At 68.2% G+C, this 20,698-nt stretch carries 20 protein-coding genes; 8 read left to right on the forward strand and 12 right to left on the reverse strand.

What is annotated here, in order from left to right; translation table 11 throughout:
* The first annotated feature begins 26 nt into the window (after positions 1 to 26).
* Complete coding sequence (locus AC07NN_RS05700; protein ID WP_494638358.1) at positions 27 to 1,514, forward strand: alpha/beta hydrolase family protein; 1,488 nt, start codon at positions 27 to 29, stop codon at positions 1,512 to 1,514.
* On the opposite strand, the gene AC07NN_RS05705 is transcribed toward AC07NN_RS05700, so the two are convergent.
* Together AC07NN_RS05705 and AC07NN_RS05710 are read right to left on the reverse strand one after the other, a co-directional pair.
* Complete coding sequence (locus tag AC07NN_RS05705; protein WP_494638362.1) at positions 1,511 to 2,026, reverse strand: PIN domain-containing protein; 516 nt, start codon at positions 2,024 to 2,026, stop codon at positions 1,511 to 1,513. The two genes, AC07NN_RS05700 and AC07NN_RS05705, sit on opposite strands and share 4 nt — an antisense overlap.
* On the reverse strand, positions 2,026 to 2,268 hold the full coding sequence (locus tag AC07NN_RS05710) for a type II toxin-antitoxin system Phd/YefM family antitoxin (RefSeq protein ID WP_494638364.1): 243 nt from the start codon (positions 2,266 to 2,268) through the stop codon (positions 2,026 to 2,028). The genes AC07NN_RS05705 and AC07NN_RS05710 overlap by 1 nt, the downstream gene beginning before the upstream one ends.
* A gap of 206 nt (positions 2,269 to 2,474) precedes the next feature.
* Here AC07NN_RS05710 and AC07NN_RS05715 point away from each other — a divergent pair, with 206 nt between their 5' ends.
* From AC07NN_RS05715 to AC07NN_RS05730, 4 genes are all read left to right on the forward strand, one after another.
* Entirely contained in the window at positions 2,475 to 3,839 is a 1,365-nt protein-coding gene (locus AC07NN_RS05715) for a cation:proton antiporter (protein WP_494638368.1), read from the forward strand.
* A 118-nt stretch (positions 3,840 to 3,957) separates the two neighbouring features.
* The gene (locus tag AC07NN_RS05720; RefSeq protein WP_494638373.1) at positions 3,958 to 4,314 is read left to right on the forward strand and encodes an ArsR/SmtB family transcription factor; all 357 of its coding nucleotides are present in this window, start codon (positions 3,958 to 3,960) and stop codon (positions 4,312 to 4,314) included.
* Complete coding sequence (locus AC07NN_RS05725) at positions 4,311 to 4,763, forward strand: SRPBCC family protein (protein WP_494638377.1); 453 nt, start codon at positions 4,311 to 4,313, stop codon at positions 4,761 to 4,763. The genes AC07NN_RS05720 and AC07NN_RS05725 overlap by 4 nt, the downstream gene beginning before the upstream one ends.
* Positions 4,764 to 4,803: 40 nt before the next feature.
* The gene (locus AC07NN_RS05730) at positions 4,804 to 5,523 is read left to right on the forward strand and encodes a hypothetical protein (RefSeq protein ID WP_494638383.1); all 720 of its coding nucleotides are present in this window, start codon (positions 4,804 to 4,806) and stop codon (positions 5,521 to 5,523) included.
* A gap of 121 nt (positions 5,524 to 5,644) precedes the next feature.
* Here AC07NN_RS05730 and AC07NN_RS05735 read toward each other — a convergent pair whose 3' ends face one another.
* The 7 genes from AC07NN_RS05735 to AC07NN_RS05765 form a co-directional block, all read right to left on the reverse strand.
* A complete protein-coding gene (locus tag AC07NN_RS05735) occupies positions 5,645 to 7,198 on the reverse strand; it encodes a tryptophan halogenase family protein (protein ID WP_494638386.1) in 1,554 nt (517 codons plus the stop codon).
* Between the two features lie 183 nt (positions 7,199 to 7,381).
* Positions 7,382 to 8,473 carry a hypothetical protein gene (locus tag AC07NN_RS05740; RefSeq protein ID WP_494638388.1) on the reverse strand — a complete coding sequence of 364 codons (1,092 nt, stop codon included), beginning with the start codon at positions 8,471 to 8,473 and terminating at the stop codon, positions 7,382 to 7,384.
* A gap of 105 nt (positions 8,474 to 8,578) precedes the next feature.
* Entirely contained in the window at positions 8,579 to 9,433 is an 855-nt protein-coding gene (locus AC07NN_RS05745; RefSeq protein ID WP_494638390.1) for a helix-turn-helix domain-containing protein, read from the reverse strand.
* A gap of 56 nt (positions 9,434 to 9,489) precedes the next feature.
* Entirely contained in the window at positions 9,490 to 10,710 is a 1,221-nt protein-coding gene (locus AC07NN_RS05750) for a PQQ-dependent sugar dehydrogenase (protein ID WP_494638392.1), read from the reverse strand.
* A gap of 236 nt (positions 10,711 to 10,946) precedes the next feature.
* The gene (locus AC07NN_RS05755; protein ID WP_494638394.1) at positions 10,947 to 11,993 is read right to left on the reverse strand and encodes an oxidoreductase; all 1,047 of its coding nucleotides are present in this window, start codon (positions 11,991 to 11,993) and stop codon (positions 10,947 to 10,949) included.
* Between the two features lie 69 nt (positions 11,994 to 12,062).
* A complete protein-coding gene (locus AC07NN_RS05760; protein ID WP_494638396.1) occupies positions 12,063 to 13,337 on the reverse strand; it encodes an MFS transporter in 1,275 nt (424 codons plus the stop codon).
* A gap of 143 nt (positions 13,338 to 13,480) precedes the next feature.
* On the reverse strand, positions 13,481 to 14,305 hold the full coding sequence (locus AC07NN_RS05765) for a 2-keto-4-pentenoate hydratase (RefSeq protein ID WP_494638398.1): 825 nt from the start codon (positions 14,303 to 14,305) through the stop codon (positions 13,481 to 13,483).
* Positions 14,306 to 14,673: 368 nt separating this feature from the next.
* Here AC07NN_RS05765 and AC07NN_RS05770 point away from each other — a divergent pair, with 368 nt between their 5' ends.
* Positions 14,674 to 16,689: a hybrid sensor histidine kinase/response regulator gene (locus tag AC07NN_RS05770; RefSeq protein ID WP_494638401.1), complete on the forward strand. Its 2,016-nt coding sequence runs from the start codon at positions 14,674 to 14,676 to the stop codon at positions 16,687 to 16,689.
* Positions 16,690 to 16,698: 9 nt separating this feature from the next.
* On the opposite strand, the gene AC07NN_RS05775 is transcribed toward AC07NN_RS05770, so the two are convergent.
* From AC07NN_RS05775 to AC07NN_RS05785, 3 genes are read right to left on the reverse strand one after another with little or no spacing between them, the layout of a single operon-like run.
* The gene (locus tag AC07NN_RS05775) at positions 16,699 to 16,956 is read right to left on the reverse strand and encodes a hypothetical protein (RefSeq protein WP_494638403.1); all 258 of its coding nucleotides are present in this window, start codon (positions 16,954 to 16,956) and stop codon (positions 16,699 to 16,701) included.
* Between the two features lie 48 nt (positions 16,957 to 17,004).
* A complete protein-coding gene (locus AC07NN_RS05780) occupies positions 17,005 to 18,663 on the reverse strand; it encodes a TadG family pilus assembly protein (RefSeq protein ID WP_494638406.1) in 1,659 nt (552 codons plus the stop codon).
* Between the two features lies 1 nt (position 18,664).
* Complete coding sequence (locus tag AC07NN_RS05785) at positions 18,665 to 19,090, reverse strand: TadE/TadG family type IV pilus assembly protein (RefSeq protein ID WP_494638408.1); 426 nt, start codon at positions 19,088 to 19,090, stop codon at positions 18,665 to 18,667.
* 239 nt (positions 19,091 to 19,329) lie between these two features.
* On the opposite strand from AC07NN_RS05785, the gene AC07NN_RS05790 reads away from it, so the two are divergent.
* On the forward strand, positions 19,330 to 20,220 hold the full coding sequence (locus AC07NN_RS05790; RefSeq protein ID WP_494638410.1) for a PAS domain S-box protein: 891 nt from the start codon (positions 19,330 to 19,332) through the stop codon (positions 20,218 to 20,220).
* An 89-nt stretch (positions 20,221 to 20,309) separates the two neighbouring features.
* Complete coding sequence (locus AC07NN_RS05795; RefSeq protein WP_494638411.1) at positions 20,310 to 20,675, forward strand: BlaI/MecI/CopY family transcriptional regulator; 366 nt, start codon at positions 20,310 to 20,312, stop codon at positions 20,673 to 20,675.
* Positions 20,676 to 20,698: the final 23 nt, after the last annotated feature.

Below are 20,698 nucleotides of genomic sequence, written 5' to 3' on the forward strand. Positions count from 1 at the left end.
CCGCCTGAGGTCTGTCGGGCGGCGTCATGAAACTTCTCGTTCTCGTCATGCTGTTGCTTGTCGGCGCACCGGCGGCCCATGCGGCCGAGGTGGTCAGCGTGACCGCAGCCGACGGCTGGTCGGTCTATGGCGGCAAGATCCGCTTCGGTCGCGACGCCGGCGCGCCGGGCGGGGCGGCGGCGATCGTCGAGGCGACGGAGACGACCGATCCCTGGAGCGGCGGCGCGGTGGCGACCATTGGGGCCCCGATCAAGGCGGGCGAGACCTATACGGCGGTGTTCTGGCTGCGGGCGCCGGCAGACGCCAAGCTGGCCGCCCTGCTGCTGACCAACAACCCGCCTTATCCGACCTTCGCCCATGTCGAGATCGCTGGGACGGGCGCGTGGAAGCGCCTGACGGTGACGGGCGTGGCCAAGGCCGACGCCGAACCAATCCGGGACGCCCTGGCCCTGCACCTGGGGCGCGCCGGAGGGCCGGTCAGCCTGGGCCCGGCGGTCGTTCTGCGTGGCACGCCCAGCGACGCGGAACTGGACGTCGTCGCCAAGGCCTACAAGCCTGACCGCATCGCCGAGGATGTGACAGTCACCGCCTCGGACGGCCTGAAGCTGGCCGCCACCTTGCGGATCCCGGCGGGGAAGGGGCCGTTCCCGGCTGTCGTGATGGTCGGCGGATCGGGGCCGCAGGTGCGCGGCGCGTTCAGGGTGTTGCATGATCGGCTGCTGCCGGACGGCGTCGCGACGCTGGAGTACGACAAGCGCGGCTCCGGCAAGTCCGGCGGGCCGGCCAACGAGCGCGTGCCGGTGCTGGCCGACGACGTCCGCGCCGTGGTGCGGTTCCTGCGGAGTCGACCCGAGATCGACCCCGCGCGCATCGTCGTCGTCGGCCACAGCCAGGGCGGCATGGTCGTGGCCCAGGTCGCGGGCGGACCCGAGCCGCCACGGGGCGTGGTCCTGTTGCTGTCGCCCGCCATGCCCGGCGCCGAGCTCATCGGCGACCAGGTCGCCCGCCAGCTCGTGAAGGGTTGGCCGCAAGGCGGGTCCTATGAGGTCCAGAGACGGTTCGTGGATGCGCTGATCGCCGCGCGGGCCGGCGATCCGGCGGGGTTGCAGGCGCGGGTCGAGGCGGTGGTGATGAGCGGCGTCAAGGAAGGCCGGATCCCGCCGGAAGCAATCCTGCAGATGACGATCGCCTTCAGTGACACCACGCAGATGAGCTCGGTGCTGGAGCAGCGGCCGGCCGACGATCTGCGGCGCATCCGAGGTCCGGTGCTGGCGGTCTATGGCGGCAAGGACATCGCCGTCCCGGCCGACGTCAACGCGCCCGCCGCCCGCGCGGCCCTGGCGCGTGATCCGCGCGCCGAGGTCGTCGTGCTGCCGATGCTGAACCACGCCTTGCAGGTTCCCTGGACCGACGATCCCGAGGAATGGCGCACGCGCCCGGCCATGGACGGGGCCGAGGTGCGGGAGCTGGTCGCCGCCTGGGTCGAGAAGGCCCTGGACGTGCGGCCGCGCTAGCCCCGCACGAAGATGTTGCGCAGCCACTGGCTGCTGGTCTTGGCGACCTGGCCCCAATCTTCCTCGTCGTCCAGGGCTTCGGGCTTGTAGCCCCAGGGATTGAACAGCTTCAGGCGCGGGACCTTGGCGAAGGCGGCCGGATCGCGCGTGGTCAGGGTCAGGCCGTGCTCCAGCGCCGTGGCGGCCAGCAGGGCGTCGCGCGAGTCGGCCAGCGGCACGTGCGAGCGGCGGCGGACCACGGCGGCGTCGACGGGCAGGATGCGGCCCTCGAAGGCCGGGGCGACCCGGTTGTCCAGCCAGTCGCGGAGCAGGGCGCCTTCCTTTCCGCCTTTGAGCGCCTTGTCCTTGCGCTCGGCGCGGGTGGTGGCGGTCTCCAGCTCCAGCAGGGTCAGGGCCGAGATGAACAGGCTGGAGCGCGACGCGGCGGCGGCCCAGGCGGCCAGGCCAGGATCGGTGGCGCCGGTCTTGGCGTTGCGCAGCTCGAAGACGATGTCGGTGTCGAGCAGATGCATCAGGATTTGCCCCACTTATCCCAGGTTTCGGTCGAGCGCGGGAGGTCCGCGACGGGTAGCGCGGGCATGGCCAGGAGGTCGACGATGGTCTCGGTCTGGCCCGTCAGGCGGCGATAGGTCTCGACGCTCATCAGCACGTGGGTAGGGCGGCCGCGATCGGTGACGAAGACCGGCTCGATTCTGGCCGCGCGCTTGGCCTGGCTGACATCCTGGTTGAACTCTCGGCTGGTTACGACCTTCATGACGTGCCTAGCTGCCTACAATGACAAGGTTGTCTTGTAGGCACGTTACTACAATGTGTCGTTACGGCAACAGAAATTCGCCAGCAAAAACAATCTCCTGACAAGGTTGTCAAAAATCGCTGCTGCCCGTTGCGCATTGGTCAGATCTCTGCGCGGCATGAGGCCAAGGCGCAAAGCCAAGACGATCCATTTCGGGGGCAAACTCAGTGTCAGACATCATCGCGCAGACGATCGCGACAGCCGTGGACGTGTTCAACGCGCACGGACCGGTCACGAAGGCCGGAACCAAGGGCTTCTCGCCCACGGACTTCAGCGTCCATTTCTTTCTTCAACTGGCCGTCATCGTGCTGGCCTGCCGCGTGGTCGGCTGGTTGGGCAAGAAGCTGCTGGCCCAGCCGCAGGTGGTCGGCGAGATGATCGCCGGCGTGATCCTAGGCCCGTCGCTGCTGGGCCTGCTGTTCCCTGACTTCCAGCTGACGCTGTTCCCCAAGGAAACCAAGAACGTCCTCTATGTCGGCGCCCAGCTGGGCGTGGGCCTCTACATGTTCATGGTCGGCACGAGCTTCGAGGCCGGGCACTTCAAGGCCAAGGCCAGGAGCGCGATGAGCGTCTCGTTCGCCGGCATCGCCGCGCCGTTCCTGCTGGCGGCGCTCATCACGCCCTTCCTTCTGAAGGTGCCTGGCCTGTTCGCGCCGAACATCACGCAAGGCAACGCCACGCTGTTCATGGGCGCCTGCATCGCCCTGACCGCCTTCCCGATGCTGGCCCGGATTATCAACGAGCGCGGCCTGGCCAAGACCTCGCTGGGCACGCTGTCCCTAACCGCCGGCGCCTTCGACGACGCGGTGTCGTGGTGCGTGCTGGCCGTGGTGCTGGCGACATTCGGCGGCGGCGTTGGCGTGGCCACGCTGGCGATCGGCGGCGGCCTGGCCTGGGTGGCCTTCGTCACGATCCTGGGTCCGAAGATCCTGGCGCCGCTGGGCCGCATGGTCGAGCGGGAGGGTCAGATGAGCACCCATGTCCTGGCGCTGGTCATCCTGGCGTTCTGTATCTCGGCCTTCCTGATGGACGCCGTGGGCATCCACGCCATCTTCGGCGGCTTCATCCTGGGCGTGGTCATGCCGCGCGGCCTGCTGGTCGAGGAGCTGAAGAAGAAGGTCGAGCCGATCGCCGTCGTGCTGCTGCTGCCGATGTTCTTCACCTATTCGGGCCTCAACACGCGGATGGACATGGTCAACTCGCCGAGCCTGCTGCTGGTCGCGCTAGGGATCCTGGCCGCCTCGATCGTGGCCAAGTGGGGCGCCTGCTACGTCGCCGCCCGCCTGACCGGCGAGGACCATGCGACCTCGATGGGCATCGGCGCGCTGATGAACTCGCGCGGCCTGATGGAACTGATCATCATCAATATCGGCCTGCAGAAGGGCATCATCGGCCCAACCCTGTTCTCGATGCTGGTGCTGATGGCGATCATCACGACCGTGATGGCCAGCCCGCTGTTCGAGGTGGTCTACGGCAAGAAGGCCCGCGAAAGCGGCGAGCTGGGCGCCGTGCCCGACGCCGCCAAGGCCTAGGTTCTTTCAAAAGTCGCTTTCTTGAACCCCCGCTCCCACCGAGCGGGGGTTTTCTTTGCGCCGAAGCCCCAGCGCGCGGCCTCTTGACAAGGTCGGTGTGATCTAATCACTTTCCTATATGGTGAACTATCAGCAACGAAGCCTGGATCGCGTCTTCGCCGCCCTGGTCGACCCCACCCGGCGGGCGATCCTGGCGCGGCTGGAGGAGGCGGAAGCGCTGTCGGTCACGACCTTGGCCGAGCCGTTCCCGATCAAGCTGCCGGCGGTGATGAAGCACCTGGACATGCTGTCGGACGCGGGCCTGATCTCGCGCACCAAGCAAGGCCGCACCGTCACCGTCCGCCTCGTGCCCGACCCCCTCCGCGAGGCGCGCGACTGGCTGAGCCGGTACGAGCGGTTCTGGTCGCCGGCCCTGGACCGCCTGGCGGCCTATGCCGAGGCCCAGGAGATCGCGACCAAGGGGCAGGAGCCGTGACCACCACCAGCCTGACCCTGATCCGGCGTATCCGCGCCCGGCCCGCCATCGTCTTCGACGCCCTGACCACGGCCCAGGGCATCCGCGCCTGGTGGGGTCCCGACGACCTGCCCGTGCTGCTGGCCGAGATCGACGCACGCCTGGGCGGCTCGTACCGCGTCCGCTTTCAGACGCTGGACGGGCAGGAGCACGAGGTCGCCGGAGACTATGTCGAGTTCGATCCGCCCAGGCGGGTCGCCATGACCTGGCGCTATGTGTTCGGCGGCGAACCCGAGGAACTGGGCCGTGTCTCGCGGATCGAGTGCGACCTGACGCCCATCGCCGAGGGCACCGAACTGACCTTCACCCACGGCGAGCTCAAGAACGAGATCGCGCTGGCCAGCCACGAACGGGGTTGGACCGGCTCCATGATCAAGCTGGTCGACTGGCTTGGCGCCGTCGACGGCTAACCCCTTCAATCCTCAGAAAACTCAGGAAAGCTTGCAGGTCATGCAGAAAGCAGATTTTCAACGCGCCAAGGTCGCCGGCGCCCTCGTGGCGCTGGCCGGCATGGCCTTTGCCGGCGGCTTCGCCCAAGCCCAGCCGAAGCCGGCGCCGTCGCTGGACGCCTATCGCATGGCGGATCGCGCCGAGGAGATCGCCCTGGCGCGGACCGCCGCGCCGGCCTCGGTCTCGGACAAGGCCGAGGTCCTGGTGATGGGGGACAAGGGCTACGAGCGTGCCGTCGCGGGCTCGAACGGCTTCACCTGCATTGTTTCGCGTTCGTGGGGCAACGAGTTCGATGACGCCGAGTTCTGGAACCCGCGCATTCGGGCGCCGATCTGCTTCAACGCCGCGTCCGTGCGCACGGTGCTGCCCACCTATCTGGAGCGCACCAAGTGGGTGCTGGCCGGGACCAGTGTTCCGGAGATGCAGTCGCGGACCAAGGCGGCGCTGGCCGCCGGCGTCATCCGGCCGCCCGAGACGGGGGCCATGTGCTACATGATGTCGAAGAAGGGCTACGCCAGCGACAAGGCGGCCGGCCCCTGGCGCTCGCACCTGATGTTCTTCGTCCCCCTGGTCCAGCCCGAGGCCTGGGGCGCCAACCTGCCCGGCGTTCCGGTGCTGGGCGGGGCCGGCAAGGTCGAGCCGCTGACGGTGTTCTTCATCCCCGTGGCGCAGTGGTCGGACGGCTCGCCGGACCAAGGCGCGCACGAGGGGCATGGGTGAGGGGGCGGTTGCGTCTCTGACCGATCCATTCCCGTGTCATCCCAGACAACGCCTACGGCGTTTCCGGGATGACACGGTTTGAGGATATTGAATTGGCAGAGAGTCCCAGAGCAGAGCCTGCTCAGGCGTGTTCTAGCGTCTTGTCGAAGCCGAACCGGTTGATCTGGGCGATCAGGTCGCGGTGGCTCGGCAGGTCTAGCGTCGCGCGGTCGGCGAAGCCGCGGATCTTGGCGAAGAGCTTCGCCGCGCCCGCCACGTCGGCATACTCGCCCGCGCCGTCCGTCAGGTCGGTCTGAAAGCCCATGCCGTACAGAATGTACTGGTAGTTGAAGAAGGCGAAGGTCTCGAGGTCGAGGATGAAGTCGAACCGCGCCGGCGGGCGATAGCGCCACTGCTCCAGCAGCTCGGCCAGCCGTTCCGGGATCGAGGCCGGGTCGGCGTTGTCGCGCCAGAACTTCTCCGGCCGCTGGCTGAGGCAGTAGTGCAGCTTCAGGAAGACGATGATGTTGTCGTAGCGCGCCGCCATCAGCTCGTTGAACCGCCGCGCGGGCGCGCTGACCGGGCCGGAGTGCGGGAAGAGCTCGGCGATCATGGCCACGGCGGCCTCGATCAGCACCACGCCGGTCGACTCCAGCGGCTCCAGGAAGCCGGCCGAGAGGCCGACCGAGACGCAGTTCTTGATCCACTGCTTCTCGCGATAGCCGGCGTCGAAGCTGATCCTGCGGGTCTGGACGTCTGCTCCGCCCAGATAGTCGCGCAGCACCGCCTCGGCGCGGTCGTCGTCCATGTGGTCGCTGGAATAGACGCAGCCGACGCCGCGCGCGCCAGAGAGGCCGATGTCCCAGATCCAACCGGCCTCGTGGGCGGTGGCGATGGTGTAGCTCTGGATCGGCGCGTCGGGCCGGTCGTAGGGCGTGTGGCAGGCGACGGCGCGGTCGGCGAACAGCACGTCGCGCACCGACTTGAACGGCGACTTCAGCGCCTTGCCGATCATCTCGGCGCGGAAGCCGGTGCAGTCGATATAGAGGTCGGCGGTCAGGTCGCCGTGCTCGGGGCTGACGATCTTGGCGATGGCGCCGGTCTCGTCCAGCACCGTCTCGACGAGGTTGCCCTGCAGGTGTCGCACGCCCAACTCGACGGCGCGCTCGGCCAGCACCTGGGCCAGCTTGGCGGCGTCGAAGTGGTAGGCGTAGTTCAGCGGCCCCGAGAAGTCGCTCTCGTGCGGGCGCTTGGGCGCGCGCTGGGCGTCGGCGACACGGGCCTGGATGGTCACGGCCTCGGCGAAGGGCGCGCGGGTGGTCTCGCTCTGCAGCAGCCAGTAGGGCGCCAGGCTGGTGCCATCGGTCGAGAACGGCGCCTCGAACGGGTGGAAATAGCTGTGGCGCCTGCCGTCTTGAGGCGCGCGGGCCCAGTCGACGAAGCGGATGCCTTGCTTGAAGGTCGCCGAGGTCTCGCGGATGAACCGCGCCTCGTCGATGCCTAGGAACCGCAAGGTGTTGCGGATGGTCGGGAAGGTGGCCTCGCCGACGCCGACGATGCCGATGTCGGGCGACTCCAGGACGGTGATGTCCAGGTGCGCCTGGTCGGTGACACGCAACGCCTTGGCCAGATAGGCGGCCGTCAGCCACCCGGCCGTCCCGCCGCCCACGATGAGGATGCTTCGCCTGCGTTGCATGGGGAGATTGATAGCAGAGTTCGGGGAGGGGGAGCGACTTTCGAGGGAGGCTTGAAATGGATCAGGGGGTGCAGAACGCCGCCATGGTCGAGCAGGCCATGGCGGCGCCCCGTTCCTGAAGTCAGGGACCCTGGAGCCGGGCAGTCTGGTCGGTCGCTTCAGGACCGGCCGGAGCGGCGGCGTCTAGCGGTCGGCGTTGAATCGGGCGATCATCACCTTGCCGACCTCGTCCATGGCGGCCGAGACGTCCTTGGCCCAGGCCACGGGATCGACCGACACTTGGTAGGTGCGGGTCTTCTGGCCGCCGAAGCCGCCCAGGACGCCGATGGCGCTGGCCACGCCGTCGCCGAGCTTGCTGGCGCCCGTCGTGGTGTCGGCGGCCGAGACGATGGAGTCCGGCATGACGATCGGACTGGTCAGGGCGTAACGCTGGCGGTGGCCCAGGTCCGAGTAGGTCGACTTGGCCTGTGGCGTGATCACCCACAGCTGCGTGTCAACCGGCAGCAGGGCCACATTGGCCTTGCTCTTCACGCGGGCGGTGGGCGGACGCATGCCCAGCACGCCGCGACCGCGGGCTTCGATCTCGGCGAAGTCGACGACCATGCGAACGCCCAGAACGCCGGCGTCCAGTTCCTTCATGGCCATCTCCTCGGGCACCTGCGAGCCCGTGGTGGTCATGGTGTCGGCAAGGCCCTTGGCCCGGCCGTCCAGCGGGAAGAAGTAGAACTTGTAGCCGGGCGGCGAATAGAAGCCGCTGCGGTTGGCTCCGCCCCGGATATAGGGCGCGGGCTTGGCCATGTTCATCAACCGCACCATGCCGGGGCTGCGGGCAATGGCGTCCTGCAGCGGAATGATGGTCACGCCGGTGGCGGCCAGTTCCTGGACGAACTTGGCGTAGTAGGCGTTGGTGATCGCCTGCATGTCCTGTTCGCTGGGGCCGGCCAGGGTGTAGCTGACCTTGGACTGCTGCAGGCTGGAGCCGGTAGAGGCCGCCGAGGAGTTCATCACGAACTCGACCTGGAACGAGGCGATGACCACCTGTTTCAGGCCTTTGACGCCGTTCTTCTCGTTCTGCCAGATCAGGTCGGGACCGGCCTTGGACAGATCATCGCCGGCCGCGAACTCTATCGGGTCGGCCGCCTTGGCCGTCTTGGGGCCGAGATTGATCAGCGGCTTGCCGGCCTGGGCGGCCGGCGCGGCGGCCAAGCCCAGCACGCCGATCACGGCTCCGATCAGCAGGGAATGGGTGAGCTTGCCGGCGTTCGACGACGTCATGATGGTCTGATCCCTCTCCAGCGCGACAGGCGCGGTTCGGGCGGGATATCGGCGGCCTTCGAGTCCCCATTGGAAAAATCGGACATCGCGTCGCGGCGCGAACCCTTATCGGAGTTTGGCGTGCAAACCCTGGTAGGCCGCGCCCAGCGCCGCCAGTCTTTCGCGCGCCGCCGGACCCAGCATGGCGTGGGGCAGGGCGAAGTAGCGCGACGGCGACATGCCCATGAACAGCTTGAAGTCGCGGACGAAATGCGACTGGTCGAAATAGCCCTCGTCGATCAGTTCACCGACCGGAGTGTCCGGTCGCTCGCGCAGCGTCTGCAGCGTGCGCAGGAACCGTTGGCGGCGGATCAGCAGCTTGGGCGTGAAGCCGAACATCCGCTGGGACAGGCGCGTCAGGTGCCGCGTCGAGATCTCGAGGGCGCTGGCCATGCCCTCGACCGTGTCCAGCGTCAGAAGCCGCTCATGCGCTTTCAGCAGCAGCGGCTCCAGCGCGGGGCCGCTGTCGTCCAGGCTGGTGAACAGGGCGTCCAGCACATCGGCCTGAACGCGGTCGTCGCTTGCAAGGCGCAGGGCGTCCAGGGTCACGCTGGCGCGCGCGCCGAGCACGGTGTCCAGCGGCGCGACCTTGTCGGCGAGGTCGCTGGCGTCCACGCCCACGAAGCGCGCCCAGCCCAGCGGCAACAGGCCTACGCCCAGCACCGTCCCGGCCTGGCCGCGTACGATCCCGGCCTTGCTGGTCGGGCCAAAGAGGGCGGCGGCGGGGGCGGGGTCGTACTCGACGCCGCCGATGCGCGTCGACCAGCGCCCCGCCAGGGTGAAGCGGATATTGGCCCATTCCGGATGCAGCAGGTCCTCGACCGGTCCGCAGGCCTCGGGGATGTCGACCCAGTAGTAGGCGGTGATGAACCGACGAAGGGGCGTCGCGGGCAGCAGGAAGCGAACTGAGGGAAGCTGCATGTCGAGGTACGCCGGGGGACTGGCTACAAACGCGGAGGAGAAGGTGCGTTCGGACCCTATCCCTTCGGCGTGATCTTGATCAGCTTGCCGTCGTCCTCGTCGGTCAGGACGTAGAGGGCGCCGTCCGGGCCGACCGTGACGTCGCGCACGCGGCCGCCGATGTCGGTGAACAGGCGCTCTTCGCCCGCGACCTTGCCGTCCTTCAGGACCAGGCGGTCGACGTGCTGTTCCTTCATCGAGCCGATCAGCAGGCTGCCCTTCAAGGCCGGAAAGAGATCGGCCTCGTAGAAGGTCATGCCCGAGGGGGCGATGACGGGATCCCAGTAGTAGACCGGCTGCTCCAGCCCGTCCTTCTGGGTGATGCCTTCGCCGATCGGTTTGCCGGAATATTCCTCGCCATAGGTGATGGTCGCCCAGCCGTAGTTCTTGCCGGCTTCCGGGTGGTTCAGCTCGTCGCCGCCCTTGGCGCCGTGCTCGACGGTCCACAGCTTGCCGCTGGGATCGAGGGTGGCGGCCTGGATGTTGCGGTGGCCCAGTGACCAGATCTCGGGCTTGGCGCCCTCGGTCTTCACGAACGGATTGTCGGTCGGGATCGAGCCGTCGGCGTTGATGCGGATCACCTTGCCCTGGGTGGCGTCCAGCTTCTGGGCCAGGGCGCGGCCTTCCAGGATCGAGCGCTCGCCGGTGGTGATGAAGAGCTTGCCGTCCTTGGCGAAGACCAGGCGGCCGCCGAAGTGCAGGGCGCTGGCCATCTTGGGGGCCTGGCGCCAGATGACCTGGACGTTCTCCAGCTTGGGCGCGGCGCCGAGCACGAGCTTGCCGCGCGCGACCGACGTGCCGTTCACGCCGCCATCGGCCTCGGCGTAGGACCAGTAGACCAGGCCGTTCTTGGCGTAGTCGGGGTCGAGGGTGACGTCGAGCAGGCCGCCTTGACCCTCGGCATAGACGGCGGGCAGGTCGGTGACGGCGGGTGAGAGCTTGCCGTCCTTGCCGTAGACGCGCAGGCGGCCGGCGCGCTCGGTCAGCAGGATCTCGCCCGTCGGCAGGAAGGTCATGCCCCACGGGTGGTCCAGGCCGCTGGCCAGGGTCGTGTACTGGCCGACGGTGTTGGAGCTCAGGCCCGGCGCGCGGGTCTGGTTGGCGAAGGCGGGCTTCTGCTCGGGCGCGTTGGCGACGCGGCTCTCGACGGGGGCTCCGGCGGTCTGGGCAGGAGCGGGACCACAGGCGGCCAGGGCGGCGGCGAGGGCGGCGGAGGCGGAGAGCAGGGCGGTGCGCATGGGCGCGACCTTAGGATGATTTCCGGCGCGCGGGCTACCGGGATTTAGGGCGCTAAATCGCTAGGATTCAGGACCTCATTTCCCCGCCTTCCTAGGCCTTGTGCCTAGGACCCATCGCGTGGCTGGGTTCCGAGCGACCGGCGCTCTCCGCCAGCGTGGTCGCCCCAACGATCCAGGCCGGGAAAGCGGAACAATGGGTCCTAGGCACAAGGCCTAGGAAGGCGAGGTTTGTGGGTTTAGCGCGGGGGTAATTCCCGCCGCTCGTCGCTCGCCCTCTGCGCCAGCTCCAGCAGCTCCATCACCCGCAGCGCCTGCTCGACCGGCACGGGGGAGGGCGCGCCGTGCAGGATGGCTTCGCGGACGCCGGCGTAGAACTGGCGATAGCCGGTGACCTCGCGGCGGACGTCGGCGTGGACCTGGACGTCGTCCTCGACCGTGGTCAGCACGCCGTGGCGGCTGTCGCGGCCCCAGCCGGAGGCGCCGGGCGTCATGCCGGCCTTCAACTGGGCCTCCTGCGGATCGAGGCCGTGCTTGACGAAGCTGGCCTTGGTCCCGTGCACGGCCATCCGCAGGTCCGAGGCGGCGGACAGCAGGCTGCCGTGCAGGATCACCCGCAGGACAGGGTAGCGCAGGACGACATGGAAGTAGTCGTCGCTGTCGGCTCCGGACCGCTGGACTCCGATGTCGGCCGAGACGGCCAGAGGCTCGCCGAAGAGGACGAGGGCCTGGTCCAACAGGTGGGGGCCGAGGTCCATCCAGGCGCCGGCGCCCGGTCCGGCCCGTTCGCGCCAGCGGTCGCGGACCTGCGGGCGGAAGCGGTCGAAATGGCTCTCGTACTGAACGACTTCGCCCAGGACCCCCTCGGCGATCAGGCGCTGGAGCGTCTGAAAGTCGCTGTCCCAGCGGCGGTTGTGGAATACAGCCAGCAGCTTGCCGGCGGCTTTCGCTGCATCGGCCATCTCGTGCGCCAGCGCGGCGCTGACGGCGAAAGGCTTGTCGACGACGACGTGCTTGCCGGCTTCGAGCGCGGCGATGGCCTGGGGCGCATGCAGGGCGTTGGGCGTGGCGACGACGACGAGGTCGATGGCGGGATCGGCCAGAGCTTCGCTCAGGTCGGCGACGACGCGGACCTGTGGGTGATCAGCCGCGACCCTGGCCGGATCGCTGGACACCACCGTGTGCAGCGTGAACCCCGGCGTCGCGACGACCAGCGGAGCGTGAAAGGTCTTGCCGACATAGCCATAGCCGACGAGAGCGACGTTCAGATCTTGGGCGTTGGTCATGGTCGCGTTCTAACGAAAAGGGCCGGGGATTGCTCCCCGGCCCTGATCGCGTTCGCGTGAAGCGGGACCTTAGATGGCCACCGGCTCCATCTTGGGCGTCAGCAGGTGGATCACCAGCAGAGCGACCAGGTAGGCCGAACCGGCGACGATGAAGATCGGGGTGTAGGTGCCGATCTGCTCCAGCACGTTGCCGATGTACTTCGAGAACGCCATGCCCCCGAAGGCGCCCAGCATGCCGCCGATGCCGACGACCGAACCGACCGCGCCGCGCGGGAAGACGTCCGACGGCAGGGTGTAGAGGTTGGCCGAGAAGCCTTGGTGAGCCGCGGTGGCGACGCCGATGATCAGCACGGCCAGCCAGACGCTGTCGGCCTTGGCGGCGAACATCACCGGCACGGCCAGCAGGGCGCAGACCAGCATGGTCAACTTGCGGGCCTTGTTGATGGTCGCGCCGTTCTTCATCAGGGTCGACGACATCCAGCCGCCGGCGACGGAACCAACGTCCGACAGCAGGTAGATGGCGATCAGCGGCGGGCCGAAGGTCTTCAGGTCAAGGCCGTAGCGCTTGCCCAGGAAGTCCGGCAGCCAGAACAGGAACATCCACCAGATCGGGTCGATCAGGAACTTGCCCAGGGCGAAGGCCCAGGTCTCGCGCTTGGTCAGCAGCTTGGCCCAGCCGATCTTCTCGACGGGGTCGGCGGGATCCTGCTCGATATAGGCCAGTTCGGTGGCCGACAGGTTCTTCTGCTCGCGCGGACGACGGTAGACCAGCAGCCAGATCGGCAGCCAGACCAGGCCGGCGACGCCGGTGACGATGAAGGCCATCTGCCAGCCGAAGGCCAGCACGATGCCCGGAACGACCAGCGGGGTGACGATGGCGCCGATGTTGGTGCCGGCGTTGAACAAGCCCGTGGCGAAGGCGCGTTCCTTCTTGGGGAACCACTCGGCCACGGCCTTGATGCCGCCCGGGAAGCCGCCGGCTTCACCGATGCCCAGACCCATGCGGGCCGCCACGAAGCCGCCGAAGCCGGCTGCTGCGGCGTGGGCGATGTGGGCGATCTGCCAGATGGCGAAGGCGATGCCGAAGCCCCAGCGGGCGCCGATCTTGTCCATGATCTTGCCCCAGGCCAGGTAGGCCACGGCGTAGGCAAGTTGGAAGTAGAACACGAGGTCAGCGTAGTGCTTCTCGTTCCAGCCGAACTGTAGCGACAGATCGTGCTTCAGCAGACCGATCGTCTGCCGGTCGACGTAGTTGATCACCATCGCAAAGAACAGCAGCGAGACGATCACCCACCGATACCGTCCGATCTTCTCGGACGGGGCGGGCGCTTTGGAAAAGTCCATGGACACGCCTTCCTTCCCCGAAGAGCCGTCGCGTTCTCCGGATTTGCTATCCAGATGAGGCCGCGAGGCTCCAACCACCAATGTTTAGAACACGGCGTTCCGCGAAATCGACATGCGATTTCCGGCGCCGCGCTCGCGCTTTGTTATTTCGCCGCCACGGCGACGCAGTCCACCGTTCCGTAAGGGCCGAAATCGATGTGAGCGACATCGCCGGCGACCACGTCGTGAATGCCCGTGGTGGCGCCGGTGGTGACGATCTGACCCTTCTTCAGCGGCTTGCCGCGCGCGGCGACGGTTCCGAGCAGGAAGGCCAGGGCGGCCAGCGGAGAGCCCGGGATCGTCGCGGCGGTCGCCTTACCGACCGACTTGCCGTTGATGAAGGTCTCGACCGGCATATCCTCCCAGGCGACGTCGCGCCAGTTGGAAATGGCCTGACCAATGATCTGACCATCGTTGTTGCCGAAGTCAGAGCACACCACGGTGGGGCCCAGGGCGTTGATGGTGGCCAGCGGGCTGCCGGCGATCTCGACGCCGACCAGCAGTTCGCCGACATATTCGGCGGCTTCCTCGGCGGTCCATTCAGTCTTGTCGGCCGGAGCGTCCTTGCCCAGGCGGATGATGAACTCGGCCTCGACGGCGCAGAAGCCGCCCGAGATGGCGCGATATTGGTTAGGTTCGCCGTTGGTCGAGGCGTCCTGGACCTTGGACTTGAAGATGCAGCCGGCCAGGCGCTCGGCGCCCAGGCGTTCGCGATGCTGCGGGGGCACCAGGCCGACCTTCCAGCCGACCAGTTCGTCGGGCCACAGATCGATGGCGATGTCCTGGACGGAGTAGCCTTCAGCCATGCTCGAGGGAATCACGCCGCCCGGATAGCCGGGGACTGAAACGCCCTCTTGGCGAGCCTTGACGAATTGGGGGGCGATGGCCGCGGGGGTGAAAACCTCGCTCTCGGCCTCAGAAACGGTCACGCCGCGGATCCTCCCTCGAATTTCGGCACCATTCCCCACTTGGGGGTCCCGCTTGGCGGGTGTTGCCACGTCTCTAGTGGAAACCGGTGTCATTGACAATGAGGCCTTGGCCCTCCGGAGGACAGTGCTGTCATGGCCAAGGTTCCCGTCAGGGTCGTGCCGGGCCGCGTATTTCAATTGCGAGGCGCAAGACCTTCCTTGAAACCATGGTAAACGTAACAGTAGAACAGCGTTCTTAGCAGACTACTTCGCCGTAAGTCGTGTTCCGCAGGGTGCAACCGTTGGTGTATCGTAAAGATCGACTTCTAGATTACCTGGAGCGGCGGAACCGCCACCTGCTTGAAATCTGCCGTGCGCAATCGAGGCTGGTGGCGGCGGATTTCGACCTCGACGAATTCATGCAGATGTCGGTCGATCTGCTGCGCTCGATTTTCGGCGCGGGCGGGGTGGTCGTGGAATTGGTCGATGGCGAAGAGATGGTCTACGTCGCCATCAACGCCGACCACGCCCAATACCTGGGCCTGCGGCTGTCCAAGCACACCTCGCTGTCGGGCATGGCGGCGCGCGAGGGACAGCTGCTGCATTGCGCCGACGCGCACGACGACCCGCGTGTCGACAAGGAGAAGTGCGCGGCGGTCGGCATTCGCTCGATGGTCTGCGCGCCGCTGTTCCAGGACGGCGTGGCCGTCGGCGTGCTGAAGGCCTTCGACGCCGCGCCCAACGCCTTCGACCGCGACGACATCGAGACCGTGACCCTGGTCGCCGAGACCTTGGGCGCTGCCCTGGCCAAGCAGCTGGAATACCGCGAGCGCGAGGGGCTGCTGCTCGAACTGGCCATGGCCCGCGACGAAGCCGAGGCCGAGACCCGGCGCGCGCGGATGGCTGAATCCATGGGCGGGCTGGGTCACTGGCGCTACGACTACGCCACCGCCCAGGTCGACTGGTCGGACGAGATGTACGACCTGCACGACCTGCCGCGCGGGGCGGCGCTGGATGCAGATTCGGTGCTGGGCCTTGTCCACCCGGACGACCGTCCGCGCGTGGAGGAGCTGCTCCGCGACGCGCGCCCGTTCGAGGAGGGGCGGCCGTTCACGAACTTCCGTCTTCGCCACGCCAACGGTGTCGAGCGGCGTCTGGAGGCCCTGACGGCGGTCGAGCTGGACGAGCGCGGCGAGCGGGTCGCGATCATGGGCGTCGTGCGCGACGTCACCGAGCGCCACGAGCGCGAGCAGGAACTGGCCGAGGCCCGCCGGGTGGCCGAGGCCGCCGCGCGCACCAAGTCGGCCTTCCTGGCCAACATGACCCACGAGCTGCGGACCCCGCTGACGGCGGTGCTGGGGTTCTCGCGCCTGATGGACCGGCGCGGCGACCTGCCCGAGGACAGCCGGGCCATGGTCCGCCGGATCATGAACGCCGGTGAGGCGCTGCTGCACACGATCAACGACCTCTTGGACTTCTCCAAGCTGGAGGACGGCCATGTCGAGATCCGGCCGCGCCCGATCTCGATCGGGGCCTGCGTCCGCGAGGCCGTGGCGCTGCTCGAACCCCAGGCCGACGCCAAGCGGCTGGAACTGGAGCTGGATGTCGATCCCGCGACGCCGGCGTGGGTGCTGGCCGATCCCGAGCGGGTGCGGCAGCTGGTTTTGAACCTGACTGGCAACGCGGTGAAGTTCACGCGGTCTGGCGCGGTCCGGGTCAGCCTGGGGCCTTCGGACGACGGTCAGTCGATGATCTGCGTGGTCACCGATAGCGGGCCGGGCATCACGGCCGAGGGCGTCGAGCGGTTGTTCGTGCGGTTCTCGCAGGTCAAGGGCGGCGGCCTGGACGGCAGTGGCGGCACGGGGCTGGGCCTGGCCATCTGCAGGGGCCTGATCGACGCCATGGGCGGCAAGATCGGCGTAGAGAGCACGCCGGGCGAGGGCTCGCGCTTCTGGTTCTCGATCCCGTTGCGCATGGTCGAGATCGAGGGAACGGCCGAGGCCGACGAGCAGGCCGCGGGCGTCAGCGGCCGCAGCGTGCTGGTCGCTGACGACAATCCGGCCAACCGCCTCCTGCTGCGCACCATCCTGCAGGCCTTCGGGGCCGAGGTGGCGGAGGCATGCGACGGCGGCGAGGCGGTCGACATGGCCAGTCGCCAAGTCTTCGACCTGATCCTGATGGACCTGCGAATGCCCGGCTTGGACGGGATCAGCGCCGCGCGCCGGATCCGCGATGCGGCAGGCGCGCGGGCCGTGCCGATCCTGGCCTTCTCTGCGGATCGCGAGCCGGAGGTGGACGAAGCGCTGTTCTGCGGCGCGGTGCCCAAGCCGGTGGAGCCGGGGACGTTGCTGGCGGCGATGGTCCGGGCGATCGCGCGGGGCGGGCTGGCGCCGGCCAGGACCTAGGGCGAGACCCTAGGCCGCTACGTCGTCCGGCCGCCAGCCGTTCTCCAGCAGGTCCAGCGCCAGCAGGTGCGCGACCTCCAGGGTCAGCTCCTCCAGGGCGTCCACCAGTTCCAGCCGCCGATCCTGCGCCGGGGTGTGGGCGTAGAGCGCGCAGATGGCGTGCAGCCGCCCCCGGATGTTGGGCGCCTCGAAGCTCGAGCCCAGCAGGCTGAACTCCGAAGGCGGCGCGCCGTGGAGGGGGCGCAGGTGGTGGCGGGAGAGGGGCATCGCGGGGGCTTCCTTTCTGGAAACGAGGTCGTTCTGGGAGAAGAGAAGTCAGGCGACGAGGGCGGCGTCGCGGCAGCGCAGGCCGTTCATCCGGACATCCGCCTGGCCCAGGCGCACGCCGACGAGGTCGGTCAGGCTGTTCAGCACGTCGTCCAGCGGCGAGGCGAGGGGCGTGAGGATGGCGGCGACGGCGCTCGTCAGGGCGGATTCGCCGAGACCCAGCCCGAGGCCCAGGATGTTGGCCTTCAGGGTCAGGCCGCTCAGGAGGCTGGACACCGTCGCCTGGGCTAGGTCGCGGGTGGAGACGGTCTTGACCGCGCCGCTGCGCACCTCGCTCTGGCTGAACTTCACCGCCTGCCAGGCCTGGCCGCCCAGCGATACCGACGACTTGCCGGTCACGCTGAACAGCGGAGCCTTGGCCAGGGTGGCGGTGCTGGGCGTGAGGGCCGTTCCGAAGTCGTTCAGCGACCCGGTGTCGATCTCGCCGATCGCCAGCTTGCCGAGGCCCGGGCGGACATCGAGGGTGGCCTCGCCGGTGGCGCAGGTCATGTCCTTGAGCTTGGCCTCGCCGGAGGCGGCCTCGACCAGCACCGGCAGCTTCACCTGGGCGGCCGACAGCAGGCCCGAGCCGCCGACCTTGGCCTCCAGGTAGAGACGGGTCTGGGCGGTGCGGACGATGACCTCGCGGCTGTCGGTGATGGTCATCCAGGGCGAGTGGTTCGGCGGCTCGCCGATCGCCAGCCAGGCGGTCAGGCTGGAGACGCCGGGCACGGTCGCGCCGAGGTCCAGCTGCACCTGCCGGGCGCCGTTGGAGAGTTCCAGGACGGCCTTGGAGAGGTTCATGGCGTCCAGCTGCACCTTGGCCCCGCTGCCGCCGACGACGCGGCTCTGCTGGCTGTAGGGGCCGACGTCGAACAGTTTGCTCAGCTTGGTCGGCGTGCGATCGGCGGCGGCCAGGGCCAGGCTGTTGGCGGCGCTGGCCGCGCGGGTCTGGCCCTTGCTCGACAGGACGCGGGAGAGGCCCTTCAGCGCCTTGCCCGTGGTGATGTCGGTGTTGAGGACATCGTCGTACGAGGCGGCGGTCAGGTGGGCCTCGGTCTTCACCGCGTCGAGGTAGCTGAAGAGCTCGACGTCGGCGTCGGCCAGGGCCTGGTAGTCCATCACCGACAGGTTGACGTTCGAGCCGGTCAGGGCGGCCAGCAGGGCGTTGGCGACGCCGCCGTCCAGGGCGGCCAGGCGCGTGCCGATCGAGAAGCTGGCGAGGTCGGCGCGGGCGGCCGTGGCCTGGCGGTTGATCTTCAGGCCGGTCTTGCCGGTCAGGACCTGGCCGAAATAGAGCGGGGCCTCGCTGGACAGTCGCACGCGCACGGCGTTGGAATCGGTCGCGCCCGGCGTGAAGCGCGCGGCGGCGGCGACGGCCGAGTCGCCGGCGTAGGCGCCTTTCTCAACGGTGACAGTCAGTGGGCCGGTCCAGCCGTTGGCCAGGGCGGTGGCCCGCGCGGCGGCCTCGGCGTGGTCCAGGTCGCGGGCGGCGGCCATGGCGGCCAGGTCGGTCGCGCCCTGCAGGCGGCGGGTCTGGACGAACACCGAGCCGAGGTCGACGGCCAGGGCGGAGAAGGCGATCAGGACGAACATCCCGACCGCGCCCATCACCGCCACGCCGCCGTCCCGGTTGCGGGCGAAATCGCGGGTGAGGCGAGGGGCCATGTCAATAGCCCCCCAGGCGCACCGTGGCTTGGCGCTTGACCATCGTGGGGGGCGCGGGGATCAGGTCCGAGAACATCCGGAAGCTGGCGCCCGAGGTGTCGTAGCTGACCGAGACGGTGAGGCGGTCGGTGCGGTCGTCGACCGAGACCGTGGCCGCAGCGGGCCGGAGGTTGGCGTAGTCGGTCACTTCGTTGGCCAGGGTCGTGCGGGCCAGGGCTTCCCGCTCGGCGACGTCCAGGCCGGCCAGGGCGGCTCTGGCCGAGTCGTTGGCCAGCTGCTGCACGGCGTGGGCGGTCCAAAGGTATTGTCCCCAGACCATCGTCCCGATCATCAGGATCAGGAAGACCGGGCCCAGGATCGCGAATTCCACCGCCACCGCGCCGCTCTCGGCTCCGCGGGCCGGGTTGCGCTTTTTGCGTTCCGACATGCGACTGCTCCTCTTTGGGAAGAGAAGTGTGCGCCTGCACGACTTTGGATTGGTAACAGCCCCATTCTCAGGATTTCACGGGATTCATGCGACATCCTGCCACACTGGTTGCGCGCGCTACGGGTGTTGTGGCAACCTAGATACAACGATAGCGTTATTAACCTAAGATCGAGGGAGGACAGAGTTTCGGTCGGTTAGTCGGCCCTTTTACGCGTTTTACGGACAGCGAGGAGGTCGTCTTGAAATCACATGCACCGGAGCCTCTGTCGGTCACGGCCGGCGAGATCAGCCGCAATTTCGGACATTGGCAGGATCGGGCGCTGGAGGCGCCGGTCATCGTCACCCACCACGGCAGGCCGCGCGTGGCGGTGGTGTCGGCCGCCCACTTCTTCAGTACATCGGGTGAAGCGGCGGGGCGCGAGACAGGTCCGCGCTCGGAAACGGCGCTCTCGGCCCTGCTCGGGGCCATGACCGAGGCGTTCGTGGCCTTCGACGAGAACCTGAAGGTCGTGCAGGTCAACCATCCGTTCGAGGCCCTGGCCGGGCTAAGCGGCGGGCAACTGGATGGTCTCGGCTGGGCCGAACTGTTTCCCGCGCCCGGGCAGGCCCTGGTCGGCGAGCACCTGCTGCGGTCGCTGAAGGCCGGGGAGATCACCGAATTCGAGGCCGGCGCCTCGCCCAGCGGCGACCGTCGCTGCAGCATGAGGACCTTCCCCTATCCGGGCGGCGTCGCGCTGCTGCTGCTGAATCGCAGCGAGGAGCGCGACCTGCGGCGGCGCTACCAGACGGCGGACGCCTTCCGGACGGCGACCTCGAACCTGCACGACGTGGGGGCGGCGCGACTCAACATCCGGGGCGTGTTCGCCGAACTGGACGAGCGTTTCGCGGCCATGACCGGCTTCAAGGTCGAGGAGTTGATCGACTATCGCCTGACCGACGTGATCCGGCCGGCCGAGCGCCACGCCCTGGCCGCGCGGATCGAGAGCGTGCTGCGGACCAACGAGCCCGCGGTGACCGCCGCGACCCTGCTGGTCAAGAACGGCGGCGAGCGCGAGATCGAACTCAGCCTGGCTCCGGTGCTGGAGGATTGTTCGCCGATGGGCCTGATCGTGGCGGCGCGGGCGGCGTAGAGCGCGACGGTCGAAAGTGTGATCGCCTTCCGCTTGACACACGTAATAGCGGGTATAGCGTCCCCCGTTGAATTACGGATGTAAGCGTCATGCACATCACAGCCGCCGAAGCCCACGTCATGGAAGCGCTCTGGCGCCGCCACCCGCTGTCGGCCGACGATCTGGTCGCCGAGGTTGGCGCGTCGCAGCAATGGGGCGAGGCCACCGTCAAGACGCTGATCAATCGCCTGCTGAAGAAGAAGGCGATCAAGTCCGAGCGCGCCGAGGGCAAGCACGGTTATCGCCCGCTGATCGACCGCAGCGCCTATGTGCACTCCGAGAGCCAGGGCCTGCTGGATCGCCTGTTCGAGGGCCAGCTGGCCCCGCTGATCAGCCACTTCGCCCAGCACCGGCCGCTGAAGGCCGACGAGGTCGAGAAGCTGAAGAGGCTGATCGACGAGATGGGCGAGCGCTGAAGGCGCGCTTCTCCTTCTCCCCT

This window comes from Caulobacter sp. GW821-FHT09H08, from assembly GCF_059415885.1.